The 25,731-nt window shown below is 36.0% G+C and carries 19 protein-coding genes, 1 tRNA gene and 1 pseudogene; 15 read left to right on the forward strand and 6 right to left on the reverse strand.

Annotated features, from left to right (window positions below; all coding sequences use genetic code 11):
* From DNJ77_RS06245 to DNJ77_RS06255, 3 genes are all read right to left on the reverse strand, one after another.
* A partial coding sequence (locus DNJ77_RS06245) for a hypothetical protein (RefSeq protein ID WP_157966619.1) occupies positions 1 to 450 on the reverse strand: 450 nt, incomplete at its 3' end.
* Between the two features lie 199 nt (positions 451 to 649).
* A tRNA-Arg gene (locus DNJ77_RS06250) sits at positions 650 to 724 on the reverse strand.
* A 332-nt stretch (positions 725 to 1,056) separates the two neighbouring features.
* Positions 1,057 to 2,715 (reverse strand): glutamine--tRNA ligase/YqeY domain fusion protein, encoded by a 1,659-nt coding sequence (locus DNJ77_RS06255; RefSeq protein WP_116964188.1) that lies wholly within the window; start codon positions 2,713 to 2,715, stop codon positions 1,057 to 1,059.
* A gap of 172 nt (positions 2,716 to 2,887) precedes the next feature.
* Here DNJ77_RS06255 and pckA point away from each other — a divergent pair, with 172 nt between their 5' ends.
* From pckA to DNJ77_RS06275, 4 genes are all read left to right on the forward strand, one after another.
* On the forward strand, positions 2,888 to 4,507 hold the full coding sequence (gene pckA / locus DNJ77_RS06260; protein WP_116964141.1) for a phosphoenolpyruvate carboxykinase (ATP): 1,620 nt from the start codon (positions 2,888 to 2,890) through the stop codon (positions 4,505 to 4,507).
* Between the two features lie 167 nt (positions 4,508 to 4,674).
* Positions 4,675 to 5,874 (forward strand): BaiN/RdsA family NAD(P)/FAD-dependent oxidoreductase, encoded by a 1,200-nt coding sequence (locus tag DNJ77_RS06265; RefSeq protein WP_116964142.1) that lies wholly within the window; start codon positions 4,675 to 4,677, stop codon positions 5,872 to 5,874.
* A 176-nt stretch (positions 5,875 to 6,050) separates the two neighbouring features.
* Entirely contained in the window at positions 6,051 to 7,553 is a 1,503-nt protein-coding gene (locus DNJ77_RS06270) for an APC family permease (protein WP_116964143.1), read from the forward strand.
* A gap of 209 nt (positions 7,554 to 7,762) precedes the next feature.
* Positions 7,763 to 8,032 (forward strand): hypothetical protein, encoded by a 270-nt coding sequence (locus DNJ77_RS06275; RefSeq protein ID WP_116964144.1) that lies wholly within the window; start codon positions 7,763 to 7,765, stop codon positions 8,030 to 8,032.
* Here DNJ77_RS06275 and rsfS read toward each other — a convergent pair.
* Positions 8,029 to 8,373 (reverse strand): ribosome silencing factor, encoded by a 345-nt coding sequence (rsfS, locus tag DNJ77_RS06280; RefSeq protein ID WP_116964145.1) that lies wholly within the window; start codon positions 8,371 to 8,373, stop codon positions 8,029 to 8,031. The genes DNJ77_RS06275 and rsfS overlap by 4 nt on opposite strands.
* A 215-nt stretch (positions 8,374 to 8,588) precedes the next feature.
* Here rsfS and DNJ77_RS06285 point away from each other — a divergent pair, with 215 nt between their 5' ends.
* The 10 genes and pseudogenes from DNJ77_RS06285 (at position 8,589) to DNJ77_RS06330 (ending at position 19,349) form a co-directional block, all read left to right on the forward strand.
* Positions 8,589 to 10,691 (forward strand): ATP-dependent helicase, encoded by a 2,103-nt coding sequence (locus DNJ77_RS06285; RefSeq protein ID WP_116964146.1) that lies wholly within the window; start codon positions 8,589 to 8,591, stop codon positions 10,689 to 10,691.
* 3 nt (positions 10,692 to 10,694) lie between these two features.
* Positions 10,695 to 11,204, forward strand: coding sequence for a low molecular weight protein-tyrosine-phosphatase (locus DNJ77_RS06290; RefSeq protein ID WP_116964147.1), 510 nt, complete (start codon positions 10,695 to 10,697; stop codon positions 11,202 to 11,204).
* Positions 11,191 to 11,814: a ribosome biogenesis GTP-binding protein YihA/YsxC gene (gene yihA / locus DNJ77_RS06295; protein WP_116964148.1), complete on the forward strand. Its 624-nt coding sequence runs from the start codon at positions 11,191 to 11,193 to the stop codon at positions 11,812 to 11,814. Before DNJ77_RS06290 ends, yihA begins: the two co-directional genes overlap by 14 nt.
* Before the next feature lie 7 nt (positions 11,815 to 11,821).
* Positions 11,822 to 13,345, forward strand: coding sequence for a sugar ABC transporter ATP-binding protein (locus DNJ77_RS06300; protein WP_239986763.1), 1,524 nt, complete (start codon positions 11,822 to 11,824; stop codon positions 13,343 to 13,345).
* Between the two features lie 13 nt (positions 13,346 to 13,358).
* Positions 13,359 to 14,306, forward strand: a complete 948-nt coding sequence (gene rbsC / locus DNJ77_RS06305; protein WP_116964150.1) for a ribose ABC transporter permease — start codon at positions 13,359 to 13,361, stop codon at positions 14,304 to 14,306.
* Between the two features lie 23 nt (positions 14,307 to 14,329).
* Positions 14,330 to 15,241 (forward strand): ribose ABC transporter substrate-binding protein RbsB, encoded by a 912-nt coding sequence (rbsB, locus tag DNJ77_RS06310; protein WP_239986764.1) that lies wholly within the window; start codon positions 14,330 to 14,332, stop codon positions 15,239 to 15,241.
* Between the two features lie 110 nt (positions 15,242 to 15,351).
* Positions 15,352 to 16,731: pseudogene (eno, locus tag DNJ77_RS06315) on the forward strand (phosphopyruvate hydratase); the annotation flags it as partial.
* A gap of 197 nt (positions 16,732 to 16,928) precedes the next feature.
* Positions 16,929 to 17,249, forward strand: coding sequence for a septum formation initiator family protein (locus DNJ77_RS06320; RefSeq protein ID WP_116964151.1), 321 nt, complete (start codon positions 16,929 to 16,931; stop codon positions 17,247 to 17,249).
* The gene (gene ispD, locus DNJ77_RS06325; protein WP_116964152.1) at positions 17,246 to 17,938 is read left to right on the forward strand and encodes a 2-C-methyl-D-erythritol 4-phosphate cytidylyltransferase; all 693 of its coding nucleotides are present in this window, start codon (positions 17,246 to 17,248) and stop codon (positions 17,936 to 17,938) included. The genes DNJ77_RS06320 and ispD overlap by 4 nt, the downstream gene beginning before the upstream one ends.
* A 67-nt stretch (positions 17,939 to 18,005) precedes the next feature.
* A complete protein-coding gene (locus DNJ77_RS06330; protein ID WP_116964153.1) occupies positions 18,006 to 19,349 on the forward strand; it encodes a dihydroorotase in 1,344 nt (447 codons plus the stop codon).
* A gap of 186 nt (positions 19,350 to 19,535) precedes the next feature.
* Here the strand turns inward: DNJ77_RS06330 and DNJ77_RS06335 are convergent, their stop codons facing one another.
* The gene (locus tag DNJ77_RS06335) at positions 19,536 to 20,543 is read right to left on the reverse strand and encodes an OmpA family protein (RefSeq protein ID WP_116964154.1); all 1,008 of its coding nucleotides are present in this window, start codon (positions 20,541 to 20,543) and stop codon (positions 19,536 to 19,538) included.
* Between the two features lie 269 nt (positions 20,544 to 20,812).
* Here DNJ77_RS06335 and DNJ77_RS06340 point away from each other — a divergent pair, with 269 nt between their 5' ends.
* Positions 20,813 to 22,603 carry an aminopeptidase P family protein gene (locus DNJ77_RS06340; RefSeq protein ID WP_116964155.1) on the forward strand — a complete coding sequence of 597 codons (1,791 nt, stop codon included), beginning with the start codon at positions 20,813 to 20,815 and terminating at the stop codon, positions 22,601 to 22,603.
* 13 nt (positions 22,604 to 22,616) lie between these two features.
* Here the strand turns inward: DNJ77_RS06340 and DNJ77_RS06345 are convergent, their stop codons facing one another.
* Entirely contained in the window at positions 22,617 to 25,730 is a 3,114-nt protein-coding gene (locus tag DNJ77_RS06345; RefSeq protein ID WP_116964156.1) for an efflux RND transporter permease subunit, read from the reverse strand.
* Position 25,731: the final 1 nt, after the last annotated feature.

The following is a 25,731-nucleotide window of genomic DNA, read 5'->3' on the forward strand; positions in this document are numbered from 1 at the left end:
TTCATTGGTTATTTTGTGCAAATAACCGTGTTTATCATATTGATATCTCATCACAGTATCACTGCTGTTGTAAGGCGCTTGAACCGTAGCGGGAATAAAATGCTGATCATTCAGATACGTATAACGCCATTGTCTTGTATTGCTTTTATCAGCAGCGTTTACGGTGCTTATGTTTAACAGTCTGTTGTGATTGTCATACTCAAACGAGGTGACTAAGCCATTGACTTCATTAGTGATCAATTGAGGCAGTTCAGCTTCAGTAAACTGATAGCTGATCTTCAAAGCATCCTCATCAGTGCATTGTTGACTAAAGAAAGGTTTATTAGCACAGGTATTACCACTATCCCCACCAGCATATCCCAATGAGGTCCATAACGTGCAAACTGATAGTAAATAAACTAAATAAAAAAGTGTCGCTTGAAGATACTTTAGAACAACACTTTTAATCATCTAAGGTTTCCTTACATTCACTTTACCTCAAATACAGATGGTATCTTAAAATTCCAGTATCGCTGTAATGCTTTGTTGTAAAGAGTTGTTCGGTTGTGTTTCTCCAATCTCAAAACATAAAGGAACTAAATCTCAATCGATGATAACTTAGTAAACGCTATCATAATTTTCTATTTTTTATGACTTTATTTTGCTTTTATGGTGTCCCGAGCAGGAATCGAACCTGCATTTAGCCCTTAGGAGGGGCTTGTTCTATCCGTTAAACTATCGGAACACGGCGCTAAATAATGCACGAAAATAGATGTTTATTCAAGTTCAGTTTCTGGTACAGAGTCAATTTTTTGTAGCTTGATTAACCGTGACAGACAGGGGTAACTTGTCTTTCAGGTAGGTGATAAGGGCTTTTACCACATTTTCATCTATGGTTTCTACCACCTCACCATTGACATCTATTTTATCAAGAGTGACTAGACGCTCCAGCTCATTGGTGATTTATTTTGTCCAAAAAATCGTAGTTATCGTATTGATCGCTAATCACTATGGACTTAAGGATTATTTTTGGAATCTCAAAATAAACTTGGGTCTGACTATAAGTGTATACATCTGTTATTTTGACCACGTATCTTTTAAGCTAACAATTTGATTAAAGATCAGATGCTGATCGTTATGATCATAACGATCAGCACAGAAGTAACCTAAACGATTAAACTGAAAGCGTGTTTCAGGCGCCACGTCGGATAAGGATTTTTCAAGTTTAGCATTTTTAATGGTATTTAAAGAACTTGGGTTTAGTCCATCTTCTAAGTTATCCAGTCCACCAGGATTTTCACAGTTAAACAAACGATCATATTGTCTTATTTCAGCATTGATACAGTTGTTTGCATCTACCCAATGTACTATGCATTCAGGTTTTTTGCCATCGGTAGGTTTCTGTCCACCTAGCGTTTCAGGAAGATAGTAGCATTTTAGTTTGGTGATGTTTCCTTTATCATCTCTCTCTAGCCCATAACATTCAATAACATAGGCGTTTAATAAACGAGCACGTCCATTTAAGCTGAGTCGTTTATGACCTTTTTCTAAAACATCCATAAAGTCATTTTGTTCAATATAAATTTGATTTGAAATACTGATATCTCTACGTCCAAAATCGGGATTCTGTGGATGATTAGGAACGTTAAGGAGTTCATGATTTAGGTTATCAATTTCAACGAGTAGGGGATACAAAACAACGTTTCGCCTTGGGGTAATTTGATTTAAATCATCTCGAATCACCTCTTCAAAAAGACTAAAATCGGTGAGGGAGTCTTGCTTAGAAATGCCAACAAGTTCAACTAATCTACGAATGGCAGAAGGCGTGACGCCTCTTCTGCGAAGCCCACAAATAGTAGGCATCCTTGGGTCATCCCAACCATGGACAAGCTGATTCTCAACGAGGTATTTAAGTTTTCGTTTACTGGTGATCGTGTAGTTTAGATTTAAGCGTGAAAACTCAATTTGCTGAGGCTTACATGTGAAGCCACATTTTTCAACTATCCAGTCATAAAGTGGGCGATGATCTTGAAATTCAAGTGTGCACAATGAATGAGTGATACTTTCAAGAGCATCTGATGCGGCGTGAGCAAAGTCGTACATTGGGTAAATACACCAAAGCTCTTCAGTATGAGGATGAGTAACTTTTTTGATCCGATAGAGTGTAGGATCGCGCATATTAATATTCCCTGAAGTCATATCTATTTTTGCACGCAAAGTACAGCTGCCTTCATTGAACTCACCATTACGCATTTTTTGAAATTTTTGTAAATTTTCTTCAATAGATCGAGTGCGATAAGGACTGTCTACACCTTTTTCAGTGAGCGTACCTCGATAGCTTTTGACTTCATCAGCACTTAAGTCACAGACATAAGCATCTCCATTTTTAATGAGTTTAAGAGCTAACTCGTAAAGCGTTTCAAAGTAATCAGAGGCATAAAATAACTTGTCGTGCCAATCAAATCCTAGCCATTTTACATCTTCTTGGATGGCATGTACAAATTCAGCTTCTTCGTTAGCAGGGTTAGTGTCATCAAAGCGCAGATGACAAGGTCCGCGCTGATAAGCTTGCGCTAAGCCAAAATTCAAGCAAATGGATTTTGCATGTCCTATATGTAGGTAACCATTAGGCTCAGGTGGAAAACGGGTAACGACTTTACCCTTGTTTTTATTATGTTTAATGTCTTCATCAATAATATTGCGTATAAAGTTAGTCTTATGTGCAATGTCAGCCATAAAGCACTCGCGTTTTGTTTTTAACACCACATTGTAAAGTGCTTTAATAGCGAGCTCAATAGTCACAACGATAAAGGAAATAAAAATTCAATAAAGTTAGCTATATTAGGTTGTTCATACTGCTTAAGCATATTATTATATTTGTGCTAGAACCAATGGAGAATCTACAAACATGTTGCTTGATCAGTTAAAAAAGTATCAAATTAATGAAACTAAAGAAATTTTTTACAATCTTAGTTATCAAGATTTGTATAGACACGAGACATCTAAGACTACTCACGGGTATGAGAAAGGGATAGAAACTTCAACAGGTGCAGTGACTGTTGATACTGGTGAATACACAGGGCGCTCACCAAAAGATAAATTTATTGTTGAGACTCCAGAAGCAAAAGAAAATGTATGGTGGGCAAAAGATGGCTCAGATAATAAACCTTTATCTGCCAAAAGTTGGGAACATTTAAAAACACTTGCAACGAAGCAATTAAATGATAAAAAACTCTATGTAATGGATGGTTTTTGTGGTGCCAATTCAGCGACAAGGCTTGCTGTCCGTTTGGTCACAGAAGTAGCATGGATGGCGCATTTTTTTAAAAATATGTTTATTCGCCCAACAGAAGAAGAGCTTAAAGCGTTTCAGCCAGATTGGACGATTTTGAATGCGTGTAAGACAAAATGTGAAGATTATGAAAAGTGGGGTTTGAATTCTGAAACGTTTGTTGCTTTCAATATTACTGAACGTATGACTTTAATTGGTGGTACATGGTATGGTGGTGAGATCAAAAAAGGTATTTTTTCAATGATGAATTACTTTTTGCCACTCCAGGGGATTGGCTCTTTCCATTGCTCTGCTAATGTTGGTGATAAAGGCGATTCAGCTTTATTCTTTGGTTTATCAGGAACAGGTAAGACAACACTATCAGCAGATCCAAAGCGTAAACTCATAGGTGATGATGAACACGGTTGGGATGACGATGGCATTTTTAACCTTGAGGGTGGTTGTTATGCCAAAACCATTAATCTATCTAAGGAGAATGAGCCTGATATTTATCACGCCATTCGTCGTGATGCGTTGTTGGAAAATGTTGTATTAAATATAGATAAAACAATTGATTTTTCTTCAAGTGTCAAGACAGAAAACACACGTGTATCGTATCCGATTTACCATATCAATAATATTGTTAAACCTGTTTCAAAAGCAAGACATCCAACTAAAATTATTTTCTTAACCTGTGATGCTTATGGTGTGTTACCACCTGTATCTAAGCTTTCAATTGAGCAAGCGATGTACCAGTTTTTATCAGGTTATACAGCAAAAGTAGCGGGAACTGAGCTAGGTGTCAAAGAACCAACAGCAGTTTTCTCATCGTGTTTTGGTCAGCCATTTTTATTGTTGCACCCAACTCGATATGCTGAGATTTTGGGCAAAAAAATGCTCGTGCATGGTGCGAGTGCATACCTTGTAAATACAGGTTGGACTGGTGGTGGTTATGGCAAGGGGCATCGTATTTCAATTAAAGATATGCGTGCAATTATTGATGCTATATTGGATGGATCGATTGATCATGCACCACTAAAAAAAGATGTGGTTTTTGACTTTGAGATTCCACAAGCTTTGCATGATGTTGATAGTAATATTTTAAATCCACGTAACACTTGGAAAGACAAAGAGGCTTACGATGTGCAATATCAGAAGTTAGCGGCGATGTTTGTTAAAAATTTTAAAAAATTCACTAACAATCTACTAGGGAAAAAATATGAGGAATATGGCCCAAAGTGTGACGCCTTGGTTTAGTTGATAAACTTAAGGCTTTAAAATAAAAACATGTTAAATATGAAATTTTCTTTCCTATAGTCATAGCGAACTTAAAAAACTTATTTGATTTTCATATTTTTTCTAACTCATTGTTTTTCTATGATATATTTACCGACCTTATCAAAGATAAGTATTTCTCCTAATTTATGAAAAAAGATGTCTTAGTGATTGGGGCAGGAGCCTCGGGCTTAATGTGTGCAATTGAAGCAGCAAAGCGTGGGCGCAAGGTCATTGTGATTGATCATGCCAATAAGGTTGGTAAAAAAATTTTAATGTCAGGTGGCGGGCGTTGTAATTTCACCAATTACTATGTTGAACCTGCACGTTTTTTATCACAAAATCCGCATTTTTGTAAATCTGCGCTTAATCGCTATACACAGTGGGATTTTGTTGCACTTGTTGACAAGTACCAGTTGCAATATCATGAAAAAACATTGGGGCAGTTATTTTGTAACGGTAAGTCTTCAGAAATTATTGAGATTTTGCTTTCTGAATGTAAAAAATATGCAGTTGAGATAGAGCTCAACACTGAAATAGATGCAATTGAGGAATTAAAATCAAATGAAAAAAAACTTACTGAGCGATTTAAAATCAAAACATCAGCACAAGGGTATATTGTAGAGTCACTTGTTATCGCAACAGGTGGCTTATCAATTCCCACTATGGGGGCAACGGGGTTGGGTTATCAAATCGCTAAAGACTTTGGAATAAGAGTATTACCTACATCAGCTGCTTTAGTACCTTTTGTTTTATCAGAAAAAGATAAAAAACGTTATGCCACACTTTCAGGTATTTCAGTGTTTGTAGAAGTAGAATGTCGTAATCAGTCTTTTCGTGAGAATATACTTTTTACCCATAGGGGTTTAAGTGGTCCTGCGATGTTGCAAATTTCTTCTTTTTGGCAGTTAGGAGACATTTTGCATATTAATCTTGTTCCAGATGCTCCTGAGTTGGCAGCATATCTTGTGCAAGGGCAACATAAAAATGGTTCAATTAAGCTCAAAACTTTATTGGAAGAACTGCTACCTAAGCGTTTACTCAATGTGTTTTTAAATGAAACTATGCTAAACAGTAACATTGCAGAGCTTGCAACAAACAATCTGCTAGAGGTAGCAAATATATTGCAAAACTGGCAAATTAGACCATGTAGTACAGAGGGCTATCGAACAGCAGAAGTCACCAAAGGCGGTGTGCATTGTGATGAGCTATCATCCAAAACTTTTGAGAGTAAAAAAGTTAAAGGGTTGTATTTTATCGGAGAGGTGATAGATGTGACGGGCTGGTTAGGTGGATATAACTTTCAATGGGCATGGGCTTCTGGTTGGGCGGCAGGGCAAATTGTTTGACCTGGTACTTGCTGCAAAAATTATATTAACTGTAAATGTTTGTTTTAATGTTGAATATTGTTATATATTTACAGAAGCTAAAAATAACGTTATATTCTCACGCTGTACGGGATGGCTTAGGCAAAATAACGCTTTAATTTCAACTCAGTTTATGTGAACAAATAAAGGGCAGAACAATGAGTACAGGATATATACCCAAAAAATCGGGCGTTTCACTTGTAAGTGCAACGTTATTAAGTGCAACGTGTATGGTTGGTTCAGGTTGGCTTTTTAGTGCTCAATTAACAGCGAGAATTGCGGGAAATTGGGCATTTGTTGCGTGGATATTAGCGGCTATTTTAGTATTATTTGTTGGACTTTGCTTGTCTAAAGTTGTATCTGTTTATCCTGTAAGAGGGGCAACAACCCGATCAAGTGCATTGTCACACAATGGTATTTTTGGGATGCCGTTTGCCTTTGCAAACTGGTTTGGAGTTATGGTAGTCATTGCAACAGAAGCACAAGCAACGACTCAATATCTATCTGCTGCTATTGGTTCTGAGGTGTTAATGCAAAATCATGCTTTAACGTACGGTGGTAAGTTTCTAGCATTAGGCATTTTATTTTTATATTTAGTTGTGAATTTTTATGGGATTAAGCTTTTAGCACGTGTCAACAATATTATTACGGTGTTTAAAATATTTATACCTCTTTTTGTAATTACAGTATTTTTAATTGCAGGCTTTGATCACACAGGCGCTGTAAACAACTTTGATTTGACGACAAATGGTGATTATGGCTTTAGTAGTGCAGTGGTAGCTATCATTAGTGCTGGCTTAATTTACTCATTCAATGGTTTTCAGATTAGTGTATCCTTTGCAAGTGAAATTAAAAATCCCAAACGTAATGTCCCTTTATCAATTATACTATCGGTATTTATTATTTTAATTGTTTATATGGGCCTGCAATATGCCTTTATGACAGCGGTTCCCCATGATTTATTGGTTAAAAATGGTGGTTGGCAAGGAATGAATTTTTCATCGCCATTATTAAATCTTGCAATGCTATTGGGATTAAATTTCTTAGCGTTGTTGTTGTTAGCAGATAGTGTAGTGAGTCCCTCTGGCACTGGTTACACTTATTTGGGTGCATCATCTCGTATGCTTTATGCAATGTCAGCTGAAGGGCAAATGCCACGTTGGATTGCAAAACTTGATCCGATCTATAATTTCTCCAAGCGGTCAATGATGATTAATTGGATTTTAGCAGCTATTGTGTTGTTTAATGCTGAAAGTTGGGCGGCTTTAATGGTGATTGTAACTGGTTATCACGTTATTGGCTATATGGCAGCACCAATTAGCATGGGTGCTATTGCACCTAAAACGCGTTGGGCAGGTTTGGTGGTGTTTATTCTGTTAGGACTCATTATGCTGACGATTCCAGCGGGTGACTTGTTAATGGTTAATTTGTCATTAACAATATTGTTGGCGATCTATGCTGTTGTGCAACGAAAAGTGGGTGTGCAAAAATTGCTATTATTTATTATTCCGTTTATTGCATACTTATGGCTATTGTATATTGTGCCACATATTTGGTTTGTTGCTATTATTTCAGCTGTTTTCTATATTTTAATCACCACAAAGTCTTACGTTGCTTTATGTAAAGAACATAGTGATGAGACTCGCGTGATTGAAGACTAAGTATAGCATCGTATATACTTGTCAGATTTAAAATTTTGCTATCTAAACTTGAAAAAACCCTATCTAGCTGTCATTCTTTAGATGGTGAATTCAAATGCTTGAGTACGAACTGTTTTGTGATTTTTGTGCTAAAAGTGTGCAAAATTTAAAAATCAGGAAGTTTGTAAAATAGTTTATGATGAAAATCACAAGATAGGAGTCTTGTTATTATGGTTAGCGGAAAATTTTTACTGACATTTGATTGGGTAGTCAACTGTTTGAAATCCTTTAATCAAACCCAGCCAAAAGATAAAAAAATAGCAGAACGATTGCGTTATATCGTTAAGCTTGCAACTGCAAGAGGCTGCAAGTCGAGCGCTCATTTTTTTGAGCGTTTATGTCAGGTGAGTTTGTCGATTACTGAAATTCGTAAATCAACTAAACATTTAGCAAGTTTTGTTTCTCCTGATGAGATGAAAATTTTATTATCGACTGCTTAACTTGCTTTTGATGAGTTGGGTTTAATATCCCATAGTTTCTCAAGTTGATAGAAATTTCTCGTCTCTTCGCGCATAACGTGAACGACAATATCTGCTAAGTCGATTAAAATCCAGTCGCTTTTTGCCTCTCCTTCAACCCCTAGAATCTTAATGTTATGTTTTTTAGCCATCATCTCTAAATGACTGGCTAAAGCTTTAGCATGTGTACCCGAATTAGCTGTACAAACAACAACGTAATTCATCAATTCGGTCAAATGGGTAACGTTCATGACGTTGATGTTTTCTGCTTTAATGTCTTCTAAGGCATTTATAGTTAAATCAAGAATTTTTTTTGCTTCCATTGTTGAAGTGATCGTAAAGTTACTTAAGTTTAAAGCGTAACAGTTTAGTATAAGTTAAAAAGACAAGCAAGTGCTATGTGATTGGTGATATTTTCGTTACAATGCAATCAAAAGAGGAGTTTAGGAGTTGCTTGGCAATATTTAAAACTGTTAATTGCAATTCTGCGTTTAAAGTTTTGTAGTGAATGTTAATAAAAATGCTCAGCAAAAAGTAAATGAAAGGTAAATTGAATTATACAGCTGAACAATGGGAGGTTATTAGACATGACCTTGATAGTCATGCTTTGATTGCAGCTGTGGCAGGTAGTGGTAAAACACAGACGTTAATTGCACGCATTGAGCACCTATTAGAAAATAATGTAAATCCTCATGAGATATTAGTGTTAATGTTTAATAAATCAGCATGCAATGATTTTCAAAAGAGGTTAAGCTTACTTGAGTTTGATATGCGTCAACGAATTGACATTAAAACCTTTCATGCTTTAGGGTATAAAACGATTGGTTTTATGGAGAAAAAAGGCTTGCTTGAACCTGCAACCCTTATCAATGCAGACTACCTATTAGAAAAACTGACAAAAGAGGCTTTACAGAAAACGCACAGATTAATGGCATACAAAGAAGAGATTACAACAGAACTTATTGATACCTTTAGTCAATACGTTGCAATGATTAAATCAAACTTACTATTATCAGATGCGCTTAAACTAATCAATAAGAGTGAGTACAGTAAAGTTGAGGTATTTTTTCAGTTTTATGAACAACTTCGTTATCACTATAAGTGGCGAACATTTGATGACTTACTCTATGAGCCGATGCAAATTTTATACAAAAATAAAGTTTTAGCTGAACGCTTTGGCAATCGTTATCATTATGTGATAGTCGATGAATATCAAGATATTAATGAAGTGCAGCAATATTTGTTAAAGCTTGTTGCTGCAAATGCTAAATCGGTAATGGTAATGGGAGATGTAGATCAAACTATTTATGAATGGCGTGGCTCAAAACCATATTATATGTCAAAAGGTTTTGCTTTGGATTTTCAGCCACTTAAACGTTATAGTTTATCACAGACTTTTCGCTATGGGCATTTGTTGTCAATGATGGCAAATCAAGTGATTCAATATAACGATGTGCGTTCACAAAAAATATGCTTTTCAGCACTAACTGCGCAAAAGAAAACGGACGTCAATATTATCAGTAAAAAGCAGTTAACATCTGTGATTGAAGCGGTTCAACAGGATTTAGATAATCAGCTATATTTGTTGCAAGATGTCGTTGTTTTAGTGAGGAAATATAGCTCGTCTATATTATTTGAGTTAGCCTGTTTGCAAGTAGGTATGACTTATCAAATCTTAGGTGGAAAAAGTGTATTTAAACTGTCAATAACCGAGACAATTTTAGGATATTTACAACTCACAGAACAAGCAAAGTACTTATTGATTCTAGATAAAGCCACGTGCCAAAATATAATATGTACAATGTTAAGCTATCCAAGTTTGTATTTAACAGCAAATCAATTACATAGTCTAGCAGCACTGCTTTGTGAGCAGCCAACTAAACCTGAAGAAGTATTTTCAGCATTTAATAAAATGTATACTTTGCCTTTTTATCAACAAAAACACATTGAAGAAAGAATGTTTGTATGGCGCACAATGTTAAATTGGCGTCCAACGGATAAAGCAAAGACAGTTATCAATGGATTATATACACTTTTAGATCTTAAAAGTTTCTTGACCAAAAAAACTACAGTTAATCCGGTATATATGGATAGTGATGTGGCAGATGCTTGGTTGAGTTTTGCATCGGATGATCAAAAGACTCTTGCACAATTTATACAACAGCTTTTAAACTTGAAAGAAAAGTCGTTAAAAGACTCAAATAGCAATAGTGGATTAGTGATTTCATCTATCCATAAGGCAAAGGGTTTACAATGGCAGCATGTAATATTGTGCGATATGACAGAACAAAGCTTCTTTGGTAACGTCAGTGAACAACCAACTCAAGAGGAAATTGAGAGAGAACGTAGACTTTTCTATGTCGCAATTACACGTGCAATTAGCAAGCTTAGCATTATTGCTGGAACCGACATTGCAAAACTTAATCAATGGTTCAATACAGGTGGTGTGCGACATCCTTGTGACTTAAGAAAAACAAACTCGGTACGCTTTTTATATGAAAGTCAATTGCTTACGTGTGAAAAAGCGTTACATACACTCACAGAAAATCACAATAATGCTGTGAACATTAAGCCAAAATATAATAAACTAATCGCAACTTATTTACAGAGGCTTCAATCAAAGGCCAGTTTAATTGAGTAAAAAATGATCAAAACAGTTAGCATTTTGTTCGTGTGTATGGGCAATATCTGCCGCTCACCCACGGCACATGGCATATTTAGACAATTAGTGCAAGCAGAAAATTTAGAAGCCTATTTTGAAATAGAATCTGCGGGAACACATTCAGATATTTGGCATAAAGGGAGTGTTTCTGATCCTAGAAGCGTTGCAACAGCGTTAAAATATGATTGTGATATCTCGGATTTACGTTCAAGACAACTTGTTGCTTGTGACTTTGATTATTATGATTATATTGTTGCGATGGATGAGCAAAATGTTATGGATATGGCAGTTATTGCTAAAAAAACACATGACATGGGAAAGGTTACAAAATTATTGGACTATGCCCCACATTTAAATCTTAAAGATGTACCTGATCCTTATTATCATCACGGATTTGATCAAGTGTATTTGATGATTGATACCGCGTGTAGAAAACTTTTATCACATCTAAAAACCAATTTACAAATAGATAAAAATAATGAATTATCGTAATGTAAAGTATTTGATGGGTGCTTCTCTTGTTAGTCAATTACCTCATGATTATGGAATTGAAGTTGCCTTTGCTGGACGCTCAAATGCCGGCAAATCAAGTGCTTTAAATACTTTGACAGAGCACAATAAACTCGCGCGCGTGAGTAAAACGCCAGGGCGCACACAATTGATTAATCTTTTTAGTCTAGACGAGCACAGAAGACTTGTGGATTTGCCTGGTTATGGTTATGCCAAAGTATCAGAGAAAACTAAGGCAAATTGGCAAAAAACGCTAGAGCAATATTTAACTATGCGTCAATGTTTAAAAGGTATTGTGCTACTTGTTGATGCGCGTCACCCAATTAAAAACTTTGATTGTATGATGGTGGAATCAGCAGTAGTGTATCAGCTAAATTTACATATTCTACTAACTAAAGTAGATAAACTTAAAAACAGTGAAAAAGCCAAAGCTGAACGCTTATTGGGTGACTACTTAAAACAAGTCAAAGCAGGTGAAAACATAAGCTTTCAACTCTTTTCTGCGCATACGGGAACAGGATTAGAGAAGCTAAAGCAAAAGCTTGATTTATGGTATGGTTTACCCTTTGTTGATATGTCATCTGTTGAGTAGTTTTAAAATGGAGAAAATGGTGAGAAATGACGCTCAAAACACCAGAGAATATGTACTCAAGCTTGAAGATATTCATAAAAATTTTCCAGGAACAAAGGCATTAGATGGCGCAAGCTTAAACGTTTATAAAGGCAAAGTCATGGGGCTTTTAGGTGAAAATGGCGCAGGTAAATCAACCTTGATGAAGGTATTAAATGGTATTTACCAAAAAGATAAAGGTGTAATTTACTTTGAAGGACAAGTAGTAAAGTTCAATCACATTCGTCAAGCACAAAAAGCAGGTATTGCTATGGTCCATCAAGAGCCACACATCTTGCCAGATTTAACGATTGCAGAGAATGTATTACTTGGACAGGAGTTAATGCAACATCGTTTTAAAATCAATTGGAAAGCAATGTATAAAAAAGTGGATGATTTGTTGCAATCACTACATATGAAACAAAAGGCCAAATCTCTGGCGCAAGGTGTAAGTATAGGTGACCAAAAATTGCTAGAAATTGCCAAAGCATTATCTATCGATGCAAAAGTCATTATCATGGATGAGCCAACCGATGCTTTAACAGAAAAAGAAGTTTTGCGATTGTTTGAAATCATTCGTAAGTTATGCTTTCAAGGTAAAAGTATTATTTATATTTCGCACCGAATGGAAGAGATTTTTGATATATGTGATGACATTACTATTATGCGTGATGGTCAATCTATTATCGAAAGCCCAATAAGTATACTCAATTACGAACAAATCATCGAAAAAATGGTTGGACGTAAATTAGAGCAAATTACATATAAAGGGCAAAGCATCTTAAAAAGTAAGCAAAAGGTTTTTTGTGCTCAAAATATTAGTAATAATCAAATTAAGCCTATAAGCTTTGAGATTTATCAGGGTGAAGTGTTAGGATTTTATGGTCTTATTGGTGCAGGTAGAACACAATTGGCACGCAGTATTTATGGTTGCTATCCGATTGTTGAAGGTGAGCTTATATTAGAAGGCAAATTGATTAAGGTCAAAAGTCCTTATGAAGCGATCGTGCATGGGATTATCTATATTTCAGAAGATAGAAAAATAGATGGACTTATTATTGGTGCTAGTGTACGCGAAAACATGTCTCTATCAACTTTAAAGTCCTTAAGTAATCGATTTGGACATATTGATTGCAAAAAAGAAAAGGAAGAAGTGAATCGGTATATCGAGAAGTTTAAAATTAAAACCTCTAGCCAAACGCAACTTGTGCAAAATTTAAGTGGAGGAAATCAGCAGAAGATCTCAATTGCAAAAGGCTTAATGTGTCATCCAAAACTTCTCATCTTAGATGAACCTACGCGCGGCATTGATGTTGCAGCAAAACGTGAGATCTACCGTTTAATACATGAATTTAAACAACGTGGTTTGGCAATTTTACTGATATCATCCGAGATGCCAGAGGTAATTGGATTAAGTGATCGTTTAATGGTAATGAGTGATAGGCAAATCAAGGGTGAGCTTGAGTTAGGTGCCATTACACAGGAAGCAATTATGAAACTGGCGCTTGGCTAATAAAGAGAGGACTATGGGAAAAATCAAATATAAATTTTTAAGTAAGCAATTTCTTATCGAATATAAGGCAGCAATTGTCCTTATTATAATGGTTATTGTTATGTCGTGTTTAAACGAGTATTTTTTAACGTGGAGCAATATTTTAGTAGTTTTACAGCAAACTTCAGTCAATGCGATTATTGCAGTTGGTATGACATTTGTAATTTTAACCAAAGGCATTGATTTATCTGTAGGTTCAGTTTTAGCATTGTGTGGTATGATTTGTGCTTTTTTATTATATTGGGAATGTCCTTTATATATTGTTATACCCTTAACAATACTAGTTGGTATTGTTTTAGGAGCTATTAGTGGCATAATTGTAACCAAAGGTGTAGTACAACCTTTTATTGCAACGTTAATTACAATGACACTTTTTCGTGGTTTAACAATGGTGTTTAGCAATGGTTACCCTGTTGCAACGAGCTCAGATGCCTTTGCCGTTATTGGAACATGGCGCCTGTTTGGAGTTCCTGTGTCAGTTTATATAACAGCTATGATTTTTGGGTCAGCTTTTTATATTTTAAAGTACACGCGTTTTGGTCGTTATGTTTATGCTACAGGCGGTAATGAAGAAGCTGCTAAATTAGCAGGTATTCGCATAAATAACATTAAACTTGCAGTGTATGTCATTTCAGGTGCATTAGCTGCAGTGGCCGCGATGGTTATCACTTCGCGCTTATCTTCGGCGCAACCGACAGCAGGAACAGGTTATGAGCTTGATGCTATTGCTGCCGTTGTTTTAGGTGGAACAAGCTTGTTTGGTGGTAAAGGTAAAATCATAGGCACTTTGATGGGTGCGCTTATTATTGGGCTGTTGAGTAATGCTCTTAATTTAATGGATGTTTCATCATATTATCAAATGATTGTGAAAGCATTCGTTATTTTAATTGCAGTATTATTTGATTTTAAAGTAAAAAACTAACCAACCTTATGGAGAGAAGTCGTATGAAAAATAAAATCATGAAGTATGTCAGTTTAATCATAGGTATTTTTTCGATTTTAATATTAGCAGGTTGTGGAAACTCAAATGACAATAGCAAAACCATTGGTTTGGTTGTTTCTACGCTAGATAACCCATTTTTTGTCAGTATGAAAAGTGGTGCAGAGGAAACAGCAAAAGCAGAGGGTTATAAGGTTATTGTTCTTGATTCACGCAATGATCCATCTAAAGAATTATCGAACGTACAAGATCTTGTTACACGTAATATTAAAGTTATTATTATCAATCCAACTGACTCACAGGCGGTTTCTAATGCGGTGAAATATGCCAATCAACACAACGTTGAAGTGATTACTTTAGATCGAACTGCTGTTCAAGGGAAAGTATTATCTCACGTTGAATCGAATAATGTTGTAGGTGGAAAAATGGCTGCTCAATATATGATTGAGCGCTTAAATGATAGTGGTAAAATCATAGAACTTGAGGGGATTCCTGGTACATCTGCTGCAAAAGAGCGAGGTAAAGGTTTCGAAGATGAAATTGCCAACTCAGGCATCACGATTGTTGCTAAACAACCTGCAAACTTTGATCGTACCCAAGGTTTAAACGTAACCCAAAATCTATTGCAGGCCAATCCTGATATTAATGGTATTTTTGCACAAAATGATGAAATGGCATTAGGTGCAATACGTGCTGTAGAAGAAGCTGGTAAAAAGCGTATTATAATTATAGGCTTTGATGGTACCAAAGAAGCTATCAATGCAGTAAAAGCTGGGAAAATGACAGCTAGTATTGCTCAGCAGCCTTATTTAATGGGAGAGCTAGGGGTTGAGGCAGCAATTAAATTCTTAGTTGGTCAAAAGGTTAATCCACATATTGTTGTGCCATTAAGATTGGTAACACAATCTAATGCTTAATTGAAAAAGTAAACTCAATTTCTTTATGGATATTGGTTAATCCACTGGGCATTTAAGGTAAATGTTGGTATGCTTATGCCAAATTTTTATTAAGACAAAAAGGTAAAATAATGAATGCAAGAATTACTAATATTGTAGCAAGACAAATTTTAGATTCTCGTGGCAATCCAACTATTGAAGCAGATGTAATTTTAGAGTCAGGCGCTTTTGGACGTGCGGCAGTACCTTCTGGTGCTTCGACAGGAACAAGAGAGGCGCTTGAATTAAGGGATGGTAATAAGTCGATTTATTTTGGCAAAAGTGTGTTAAATGCGATTAAAAATATAAATATAACGATTAAAAAAGCACTCATCGGTTTAGATGCGTTAGATCAGCGTTTAATTGATCAAACGATGATTGATTTAGATGGTACTGAAAACAAAGAAAAATTAGGTGCTAATGCGATTTTGGCTGTTTCTTTAGCATGTGCTAGAGCTGCTGCTTCACACCTTAGAAAGCCATTTTATCGCTATTTGATGAACTCTAAAGAGTATATTATGCCAGTACCGATGATGAACGTTATCAATGGTGGTGAGCATGCTGACAATAATATTGATATGCAAGAATTTATGATTATGCCAGTTGGTTTTGATAAGTTTTCAGATGCGCTTCGCTGTGGTTCGGAAATTTTCCATACTCTGAAGAAGGTGCTTGTTAAAGCAGGTTTTAGCGTTGTTGGAGTTGGTGATGAAGGAGGTTATGCGCCAAACCTTCCGTCAAATGAAATGGCAATTGAGATGATTTTAAAAGCCATTGAACAAGCAGGTTATAAAGCAGGTGAAGAAGTCTATATTGCTCTTGATTTGGCTAGTAGTGAGTTTTACAAAGATGGTAAGTATGTATTGGCTTCTGAAAATAAATCATTGACTTCAGCTGAACTTGTTGATTACTTAGAAGATTGGGTAAATCGTTACCCAATTATTTCTATTGAAGATGCGATGGCTGAAAATGATTGGCAAGGCTGGAAACTTTTGACTGAACGTTTAGGTAAAAAAGTGCAATTGGTTGGGGATGATTTATTTGTAACCAATAGTAAAATTTTGCAACAAGGTATTGATAAGAGTATTGCTAATTCAATTTTAGTGAAACTTAACCAAATTGGTACCTTAAGTGAAACCTTTGAGGCAATGGCAATGGCAGCTGATGCCGGCTATACTTCTGTAGTTTCACATCGTTCAGGTGAGACTTCCGATACCACTATTGCTGATTTAGCAGTTGCAACGGGTGCAGGACAAATTAAAACAGGTTCTTTGTGTCGTTCTGATCGTGTGTCAAAATATAATCAATTACTGCGCATTGAAGAAGACTTGGGTCAGAATGCAATTTATCCAGGTATTAAGGCTTTTAACTTCAATGAGGACTTAAATGATGAAGCAGGTGTGCAAGTTGAGCAGGAAGCTAACGTTGTATCAAAAGAAAATACAGAAGAAACGAAAGTGCATGTTAACGAAACGATTGTAATTGTTGAAGATGAAAAGCACCATACAACTGAAATAAAAGAACAGATTAAAACTTTTGTAGTAAAGGAAAAAACTTTAGAAAAAGGGCAAAAACAGGACCAACAAGCAAAGCTTCAAATTGATCAGGCTGAACAAATTGCAAAGCAAGGACAGCTTGCAACCAACGAAGAAGAAAAACCTAAAGTAGAATGATTACACGCTATACCTTTTTTATTGCGGTTTTAGTTACGGGGATTGGAGCATTACAATATGATTTTTGGTGGAGCCAAACAGGATTTTTTGCAACACAAAAGCTTAATCAGGAAGTGAATATCAAGCAAATGGAAAACAATAAACTTCAGGCACGCAATAATCAATTGTATGCGGAGATTCTGTCACTGCGTCACAATGATTTTATTTTAGAAGGTATGGCACGCCAAAACTTAGGTTTTATTAAAGATGGTGAAATGTTCTATCAAATCTTCCAACCTCAAGAGAAAGTCATATCCTTGCAGGAAGATAAGAAGTGAAAAGAATTGTGGTTATTCCTGCAAGTGGCATAGGTTCAAGGATGCAGCAAGACATTCCTAAGCAATATATTAAGCTAGATAATGGTTTGACGATTCTAGACACAACAATTTCATGCTTATTGAGTGAGTCTTTTTTTGATTTAATTGTAGTAGCGCTTAATTCAAAAGATCGCCATTGGAAGTATTCAATTCATACTACTAATGCACACATTAAAATTTGTGCAGGAGGGGCAGAAAGAAGAGATAGCGTGCGCAATGCACTGATGGCATTAAAAAATATTGCTAAAGATGACGATTGGATTTTTGTACACGATGCCGTGCGCCCTTGTGTTCGTCTAGATGATATACGGCGTTTATATGCTTCCGTTATGGTAGAAAATGCTATTGGTGGCGTTTTGGCATTAAAGGCGTCTGATACAGTTAAATGCGTTGATAAGCAACAAAATATTATTAAAACAACAGATCGAAATTATATTTATCTTGCACAAACGCCTCAAGTTTTTAAATATAGAACTTTGTTAATGGGATATTATTTTTGTTTGCATAATGACATATTAGTGACTGACGATTCATCTGTAGTTGAAGCATTGGATCACCAACCAATTGTGATAGAGGGAGATAAACGTAATATCAAAATTACAACGCCAGATGATTTAGTGCTAGCAAATTATTTTTTGTCAACGCTATGAGACATACTTCTCATATTTTTGAAATTCGCTACAATGAGTTTACCTATTGCAAAGGATAAGCTTAACCATGCCAAATTACCTTATCAAAAATCCAACAATTGTTAATGAAGGAAAAATATTTGTTGCAGATGTCTTAATTGAAGATGGGCGTATTACACAAATTAAAGTTGGTATAGAATCACATCAAAATGTTAAAATTATTGATGCTGAAGGTTTATATTTATTACCTGGTATGATAGATGATCAGGTGCATTTTCGCGAACCAGGCTTAACCTATAAAGCAGATATTGAAAGCGAATCAAAAGCAGCAGTTGCGGGTGGTATTACTTCATACATGGAAATGCCAAATTGTAAGCCTGCGACCGTGAATATTGAACGTTTGCAAGCAAAGAAAGATCTAGCCAGTTTAAAATCACATGCTAATTTTGCATTTTACCTTGGGGCAACGAATGATAATATTGATGAGCTTAAACGCTTAAAGACGGATGATGCTTGTGGTGTTAAAATTTTCATGGGCGCATCAACAGGTAACATGTTAGTTGATAATATTAAAATCTTAGAAGGCTTTTTTGCAAATTCACCAATCTTAATTGCAACGCATTGTGAAGACACACCAATTATTACGACTAACGAAGAAAAATATAAAGCTCAATACGGTGAGAATATCCCATTTAATTTACATGCAGAAATTAGAAGTCGTGAAGCATGTATCAAATCGTCCAAACTTGCAGTAGAGTTGGCCAAAAAATTTAACACTAAGCTTAACGTTTTACATATTACAACTAAAGAAGAGCTTCAATTATTTGCAGATAATAAAACTAAGGATTTAGTCAATAAACGTATCACCGCTGAGGTTTGTGCTCACCATTTGTTTTTTTCACGCAAAGACTATGATATGAGAAAAGGCTTGATCAAATGTAATCCTGCAATCAAAGAAGAAGCAGATCGTTTGGCATTATTACAAGCTGTAAATGATAATACGTTAGATGTCATTGCCACTGATCATGCTCCACATACATGGGCAGAAAAACATCAAAGTTATTTTCAAGTACCTTCAGGTTTACCACTTGTCCAACATGCTTTATTATCTCTTTTGGAGCACTATCACCATGGTATTTTTAGACTTGAAAAAATTGTCCAAAAAATATCCCACGCACCAGCAATTATCTACCAAGTAAAAGATCGAGGTTTTATTCGTGAAGGTTATTGGGCAGATTTGGTGTTAGTTGATTTAAATACACAAAACAAAATTACGGATACAACAGCTAAATCAAAATGTGGTTGGTCTCCGTTTAGTGGTTTAACGTTTTCATCAGCAATCGATAAAACCTTTGTTAATGGCATATTGAAGTATGAACATGGTAAGGTTATAGCAGATAATTTGGCTATGCCTTTGAGTTTTAACAATTAAGAATATTTCAAGGTAGTTTAATGGTGTTAATTGACGATGATATAAGTGGTGGCTTGATCCAATATGGGAGGCTTGTATACCATTTTCTATTAAAATAGACGTTTGTAACACCACCAATAGAAAGTTTTGCAACTAGAAATGCCCACATAAGCGGGCATTTCTAGTTATTGTATCTATTTTAAAGTATTATTGTGCTTTTAGTGGCACAGGAATGCTTGCCTCAACACGTTGGTTGATAGATTGATTTGCTTTAGTTGTATTTGGTACCAATGGGTGTGTGTATCCATAACCAATCACTTCAATGTTACTTGCGTCGACACCTTTAGAAATCATGTAAGTTTTAACTGCTTGAGCACGATTAACAGAAAGTTGTTGGTTATATTGTGCATAGGCCTGTCCAGTCTTACCTTGCGATGCAAAGCCTTTTAATACAACTTTATTAATATTATATTCTTTCATAAAATTAATTAAGTTATTAATTGCTGCTTTTGCTTTTGCATCTAACGTATAATTGCTATAAGCGAATTTCGCATCTAAATGCATTGTAACTTTGTCGCCATCAACAGTATAGCAACCAATTGATTCACGCGTCATTTCAGAAGTGTTTGCTTGACACTCCATTACATTTTTAGGTAAAGCATAGGTTGCATGATATTCATTTTCGCGTGCTTGTTGTTCAGTTGACATTGGACCTACTGCTGCATAAGCGCTTGAATTACTTGCACCACCAAAATACAAACCAATACCAACAGTAACCATGCTACCATTTGGTGTTTTAGAACCAAATGATTGTAAGTAGCGGTAATCCGCCGATACAAACGCATTAGGCGCGAAGTCATATTTAACACCAGCACCTACATCCAAACCAAATGAATTCGTTGTAAAATTCATATAACCGCCACCTAATGCTACATAAGGAGTTAAGTTTGTGCTATTGGTAAGGTTCCAAATGCCTTCAGCAAGAACTGTTTTTTGATTATTGCCCATATAGCTTAGAGTCGTTTGTGCAGCTAGGTTTTTATTGAAGCCATAACCAACCGTACCAACTACCGCAGGACCAGTATTAGAATGGCTGTTGTTAAAATAACCACCCAAACCAAATTGTCCATATAATTGCTTGCTATGATCATTAGCTGCAAATGCACCTGAGCATAATCCAGCTGCTAGCAAACTTACAATGATTTTTTTCTTCATGTTTTCTCCTTTTTTTAAGTTATCATTATTTAATCTAAATTAAATTTAAACTAGGTACTCTCTGTATCATCTTACGAAAGTCATAAGATGGGATCTATGCTTAACTACATTCAATTTAAACTCATGCCAGTATAATTAACTTTTTAGCGAAGGTGGAGAGGGGTTAGCGCTTTTTTTCATAAAAATGCTGGAAATCTTATTGTTTCTGCGATTTATCTACGTTTAAATGGGGTTATTTTGTTTCTCACCCAATTAGTAAGGAAAGCCATATGCCATCCATTATCACTAAAATAAATGATGTACGCACACTCATGCAACAAAAACACTATGATTATTACTTTGTGTCATCAACAGATGCGCATAACAATGAATACTTACCTACAAATTGGCAACGCCGGATGTGGATAAGTGGTTTTGATGGCAGTGCTGGAGAAGCATTAATTGGTATGAATGACGCTTATTTATGGACAGATGGTCGCTATTTTCTACAAGCCGAAGCTCAGCTTGATCCTAGTATTTTTAAATTACAAAAACAACAAGGATTAAGTTTAGAGTTTGAAGTGTGGTTAAGTGAGCATGCTAAAGGAAAAACACTGGCTGTTGATCCTACAACCGTTTCTATTAAACGCGGACAAGCTTTGGATAAAATCATGCATGAAATTGGTGGTAAATGCATTTTTGATACTAATAATATAGTTGACATCGTACGCAAGGAACTAAACGACATGCCACAACCACCATCTAGTCAAGCATTCTTACATCCAGAACAATTTAGTGGTAAAGCAACAAAAACAAAATTAGATGAAGTTAGAGACAAAATGGCTAAGCAAGGCGTTGCCTTTGTTGTTATTAGTATGTTAGATGAAATTGCATGGCTGTTGAATATTCGTGGCAACGATATTGCCTTTAATCCTTTAATTATTAGTTATGTCATTATTGGTCAAGATATGTGCTCATTTTTTGTTGATCAAACGAAACTAAGTACTGAGATCAAAAACAACCTTACCGAACAGGGCGTTACAATCATAGACTACAATTGCTTTTATTCGCAACTGAGTGATTATGAAGGCCGTATTTGGTTAGATCCTAATAGCGCAAACTATTCAATACTACAACACTTAAATAAAAATTGTGAGCCTTATTTTGTCCAATCCTCAATAAGTTTGCTCAAGGCATGCAAAAATATTGTCGAAATCGATGGTGCTAAATATGCCCATAAAAAAGATGCAATCGCCGTTATTTCATTTATTTACTGGCTTGAAAATAATTGGCAAAATGGTGTTGATGAACTTTCAGCACAAGATAAGTTACTAGCATTTCGCCAACAACAAGCCAACTTCAAAGGAGCAAGTTTTGACACCATAAGTGGTTTTGCCAGCAATGGTGCTATTATTCACTATCGCTCAAGTAAAAAAACCACCAAGGTTATTAATGAATCAAGTCTCTATTTACTTGATTCAGGTGGTCAATACCTAGAAGGGACAACCGATATTACGCGTGTGTTTCACCTAGGTACACCAAAGTTTGAACACAAACACTATTATACACTTGTGCTAAAAGGGCACCTTGCTATTCAAAATGCACACTTTCCAAAAGGTACGAAAGGTGAGCAGTTAGATACAATTGCGCGTTTACCACTTTGGCAAGAACAATTAAATTATGGGCATGGGACAGGTCATGGAGTAGGGAGCTTTTTATGTGTCCATGAAGGGCCTCAACGTATTTCACCTGTTAATACTAATCAAGTACTTGAAATTGGTATGATTATAAGTAATGAACCAGGTGTATACTTTCCTGGTCAGTTTGGTATTCGAATTGAAAACCTTTGTTTTGTCAAAAAAATGCGTAAACAAGCACATCATGAATTTGGTGAGTTTTATTGTTTTGAAGATTTAACTTTAGTGCCCTATGCACGCAATTTAATTGATATACAATTACTTTCCAATGAGGAAATCAAACAAATCAATAGCTATCATCTACGCATTGAAAAGGAACTAATGCCGATGATCAGTGATGAAAACTTAAAAATTTGGCTTAAAGCACAAACTAAAGCTTTATAAGCTATTAAAAAGATTATTCTAAAGGATGACTCTTATTGATTTGAGCAATGATTTTTTCTTCCTCTTTCCAGCGAGCGATAAGCGCACGACGATCTTTAGCAAGGTAGCTATACACAACAGGTACAACGAATAACGTAAACATGGTACCAATTGTCATACCTGAGGCAATCACAATACCGATAGATTGTCGGCTAACGGCACCAGCACCAGTTGCAATAACAAGCGGAACGACACCAACAACCATTGCAGCAGTGGTCATCAAAATGGGGCGTAAACGAAGTGCAGCTGATTTTAAAATAGCTTCAACTTTATTGTAACCTTCTTCTTGTAATTTATTGGCAAATTCCACAAGTAGAATGCCATGTTTACTAATAAGTCCAATGAGTGTAATTAGACCGACTTGGGTGTATATATTAATTGAAGCATAGCCTAAATTAAAGATCTGACCTAAATATAACGGAATAAGGGCGCCACAGATTGACATTGGTACGCTAATGAGAATAATGAAAGGGTCTCTAAAGCTTTCAAACTGTGCAGCAAGCATTAAGAAGATAACGATTAATGCAAATAGGAAAGCAATCGCCATTTGGTTCGTATTTCCCAGATATTGCCTAACAGAACCTGCATAGTCATGAGTATAACCTTGTGGTAATTCATTTTTTGCTAGGTTTTGCATATATTCAATTGCTTGCCCTTGACTAATACCGGGTGTAGTAACTGCATTAATTGTTGCAGAGTTTAACTGTTGAAAACGATTTAAGCTGAGTGGCATACTTTGAGTTTCAAAGGTGACAATAGATGACAGTGGGATTAACTTACCACTTGCTGTGGCAATACGGATTTGCCCGAGTTGTTCTTTTGTGAGTTTCATGTCATTTGCAAGTTCTGGAATGACTTGATAACTATAGCCAAGCATACTGAAGTAGTTAACATAGCCACCAGAATAAGCATAACCTAATGCCTGGGCAATTTTCTGCATGCTAATGCCAAGGGAGGCGGCTTTTTCTCGATCAATGTTGATGACCATTTGCGGATTATCAAATTGAAGGTCGCTTTGAGCAAAAACAAATAAGCCACTTGTCATCATTTTCTTTATGATATTATTCGCAATATCATAAATACTAGGGTAGCTATTAATAGATTGAATGACAAACTGCATAGGTGGTCCAAAAGAAACTCCAGGTAAAGATGGCATTTCAAATGTATAAATTTGCGAGCCAGCGACATTATTGGTAAGGTTTTGTAAAATTGATTTAAGCTCCATTTGTGTTTCTTTGCGCTCATTCCAAGGTTTAAGTACGACGCCACCAAAACTACTATTGCTTTGTGGGTAGCCATTAACGACAAAGGTTGATTGTACACCCGTTAGGCTTTGCATATCTTTATAAAGTGCAGGTGAAAATGTATCTAAATAATGAATGTTAGCAGGTGAGGGAGCAGTACCTTGAATACCAATAAAGGCTTGATCTTCTGTAGGTGCAAGCTCAGATTTTGTGCCTGAAAATAAGAAGTAACAGCTAATAACCACAACGGCACCAAATAAGATAATAACGATACGCACACTCATCACCGTACGTAAAGCCTTTTCATAAGCATTTTTAAGTTTCTCAAAAGTGGAATCAATGAATTTAACTGTTTTTGTTTCGGTGATTGATTTTGACAATACTTTTGAACAAAGCATAGGTGAAAAGGTGTAAGCAACGATTCCTGAGATCACTACAGCACCTGCAAGTGAATAAGCAAATTCAGTAAATAATATACCCGTTAAGCCGCCCATCATCCCGATTGGTAAATATACAGCAACGAGTGTTAAAGTCATCAAAATAACCGGATTAGCGATTTCTCTGGCTCCTTGAATTGCGGCTTCAAAAGGAGTTGCACCTTCTTCAATATGACGATAAATGTTCTCAAGTACTACAATTGCGTCATCGACTACAAGACCAATTGCAAGTACCATTGATAGTAGTGTTAAAAGATTAATAGAAAAGCCCATTAAGAACATAAAGAGAAATGCGCCAATCATTGATAGCGGAATTGCAGCAACAGGGATAATTACTGAGCGAATGGAGCCAATAAATAGAAATAACACAATCGTCACAATAACAATTGCTTCAATAAGGGTTTTAACAACGTCATGAATGGATGCTTTAATATAGGTTGTATTATCATAAACGATATTCATGTTAAGACCAGCTGGTAAGCTTGTCTCAATTGTTGATAAGTTTTTCATGATATTATCGACAACTGTTAATACGTTAGCATCTGATGCAGTCACAACGCCTGCAAAGACCCCGTATTTGCCATTGAAGCTAACATTGGAGGTATAAGTTTGTGCGCCAAGCTCTACATTTGCAACGTTACCTATACGTACCAAATTACCATTTTCGTTTTTGACAACGAGTTGCTCGTATGCTTGGGCTGAATCTAAGTTAGTCGTTGGATTAAGTGTGAAATTAAAGTAAGGTCCTTTAATTTGCCCGCCTGCAGCGATTAAGCTATTGACCTGCAAAGCATTAGCAATATCATCAGGTGTCACATTAAAACGTGCCATATTGTCATAGTTTAACCAAATGCGCATCGCATAGTTTTTCTCGCCCCAGATAATCACATTTGAAATGCCACCTAACGACTGTAATTTAGGTGTAAGTTGATTTTTTATATAAGCAGTAATTTCTTGTTCATTTAAGGCATTACTGGTAAAGCTTAAAATAAGGGAAGGAAAAGAGTTCCCAGATTGCATTTCAATAGAGGGTGATTGCGCGCCTTGTGGCATTTGGTTTTGTACTGCATTAACTTTTTGTACGACCTGACTTAAGACGTTGTTTGGATCAGACCCAAGTTTAACATTAATCGTAAGGGTGCTTAAGCCCAACGTGCTTGTTGAAGTCATATAATCAATGCCATCAGCACTTCCAACTGACTGTTCAAGTGGAGTGGTAATAAAGCCTTGGATAATGGAAGGGTTAGCTCCAGGATAAGCAGTTGTTACAATAATAGTCGCATTGTTCATGTAGGGGTATTGGCGAACTTGTAAAGTCAATGCTGTACCAATACCTGCAGCTAAAATGAGTAAGCTTATGACCGTAGATAGAACAGGCCGCTTTATAAAAATATCAATAAAATGCATA

Source organism: Fastidiosibacter lacustris (assembly GCF_003428155.1).
Lineage (GTDB): Bacteria > Pseudomonadota > Gammaproteobacteria > Francisellales > Francisellaceae > Caedibacter > Caedibacter lacustris.

What these genes read in the sequence shown, in the direction of transcription:
- DNJ77_RS06255 (WP_116964188.1), bottom strand. Translation starts at nt 2,715, where the DNA reads ATGGCTGACATTGCACATAAGACTAACTTTATACGCAATATTATTGAT.
- pckA (WP_116964141.1), top strand. Translation starts at nt 2,888, where the DNA reads ATGTTGCTTGATCAGTTAAAAAAGTATCAAATTAATGAAACTAAAGAA.
- DNJ77_RS06265 (WP_116964142.1), top strand. Translation starts at nt 4,675, where the DNA reads ATGAAAAAAGATGTCTTAGTGATTGGGGCAGGAGCCTCGGGCTTAATG.
- DNJ77_RS06270 (WP_116964143.1), top strand. Translation starts at nt 6,051, where the DNA reads ATGAGTACAGGATATATACCCAAAAAATCGGGCGTTTCACTTGTAAGT.
- DNJ77_RS06275 (WP_116964144.1), top strand. Translation starts at nt 7,763, where the DNA reads ATGGTTAGCGGAAAATTTTTACTGACATTTGATTGGGTAGTCAACTGT.
- rsfS (WP_116964145.1), bottom strand. Translation starts at nt 8,373, where the DNA reads ATGGAAGCAAAAAAAATTCTTGATTTAACTATAAATGCCTTAGAAGAC.
- DNJ77_RS06285 (WP_116964146.1), top strand. Translation starts at nt 8,589, where the DNA reads ATGAAAGGTAAATTGAATTATACAGCTGAACAATGGGAGGTTATTAGA.
- DNJ77_RS06290 (WP_116964147.1), top strand. Translation starts at nt 10,695, where the DNA reads ATGATCAAAACAGTTAGCATTTTGTTCGTGTGTATGGGCAATATCTGC.
- yihA (WP_116964148.1), top strand. Translation starts at nt 11,191, where the DNA reads ATGAATTATCGTAATGTAAAGTATTTGATGGGTGCTTCTCTTGTTAGT.
- DNJ77_RS06300 (WP_239986763.1), top strand. Translation starts at nt 11,822, where the DNA reads ATGGAGAAAATGGTGAGAAATGACGCTCAAAACACCAGAGAATATGTA.
- rbsC (WP_116964150.1), top strand. Translation starts at nt 13,359, where the DNA reads ATGGGAAAAATCAAATATAAATTTTTAAGTAAGCAATTTCTTATCGAA.
- rbsB (WP_239986764.1), top strand. Translation starts at nt 14,330, where the DNA reads ATGAAAAATAAAATCATGAAGTATGTCAGTTTAATCATAGGTATTTTT.
- DNJ77_RS06320 (WP_116964151.1), top strand. Translation starts at nt 16,929, where the DNA reads ATGATTACACGCTATACCTTTTTTATTGCGGTTTTAGTTACGGGGATT.
- DNJ77_RS06330 (WP_116964153.1), top strand. Translation starts at nt 18,006, where the DNA reads ATGCCAAATTACCTTATCAAAAATCCAACAATTGTTAATGAAGGAAAA.
- DNJ77_RS06335 (WP_116964154.1), bottom strand. Translation starts at nt 20,543, where the DNA reads ATGAAGAAAAAAATCATTGTAAGTTTGCTAGCAGCTGGATTATGCTCA.
- DNJ77_RS06340 (WP_116964155.1), top strand. Translation starts at nt 20,813, where the DNA reads ATGCCATCCATTATCACTAAAATAAATGATGTACGCACACTCATGCAA.
- DNJ77_RS06345 (WP_116964156.1), bottom strand. Translation starts at nt 25,730, where the DNA reads ATGCATTTTATTGATATTTTTATAAAGCGGCCTGTTCTATCTACGGTC.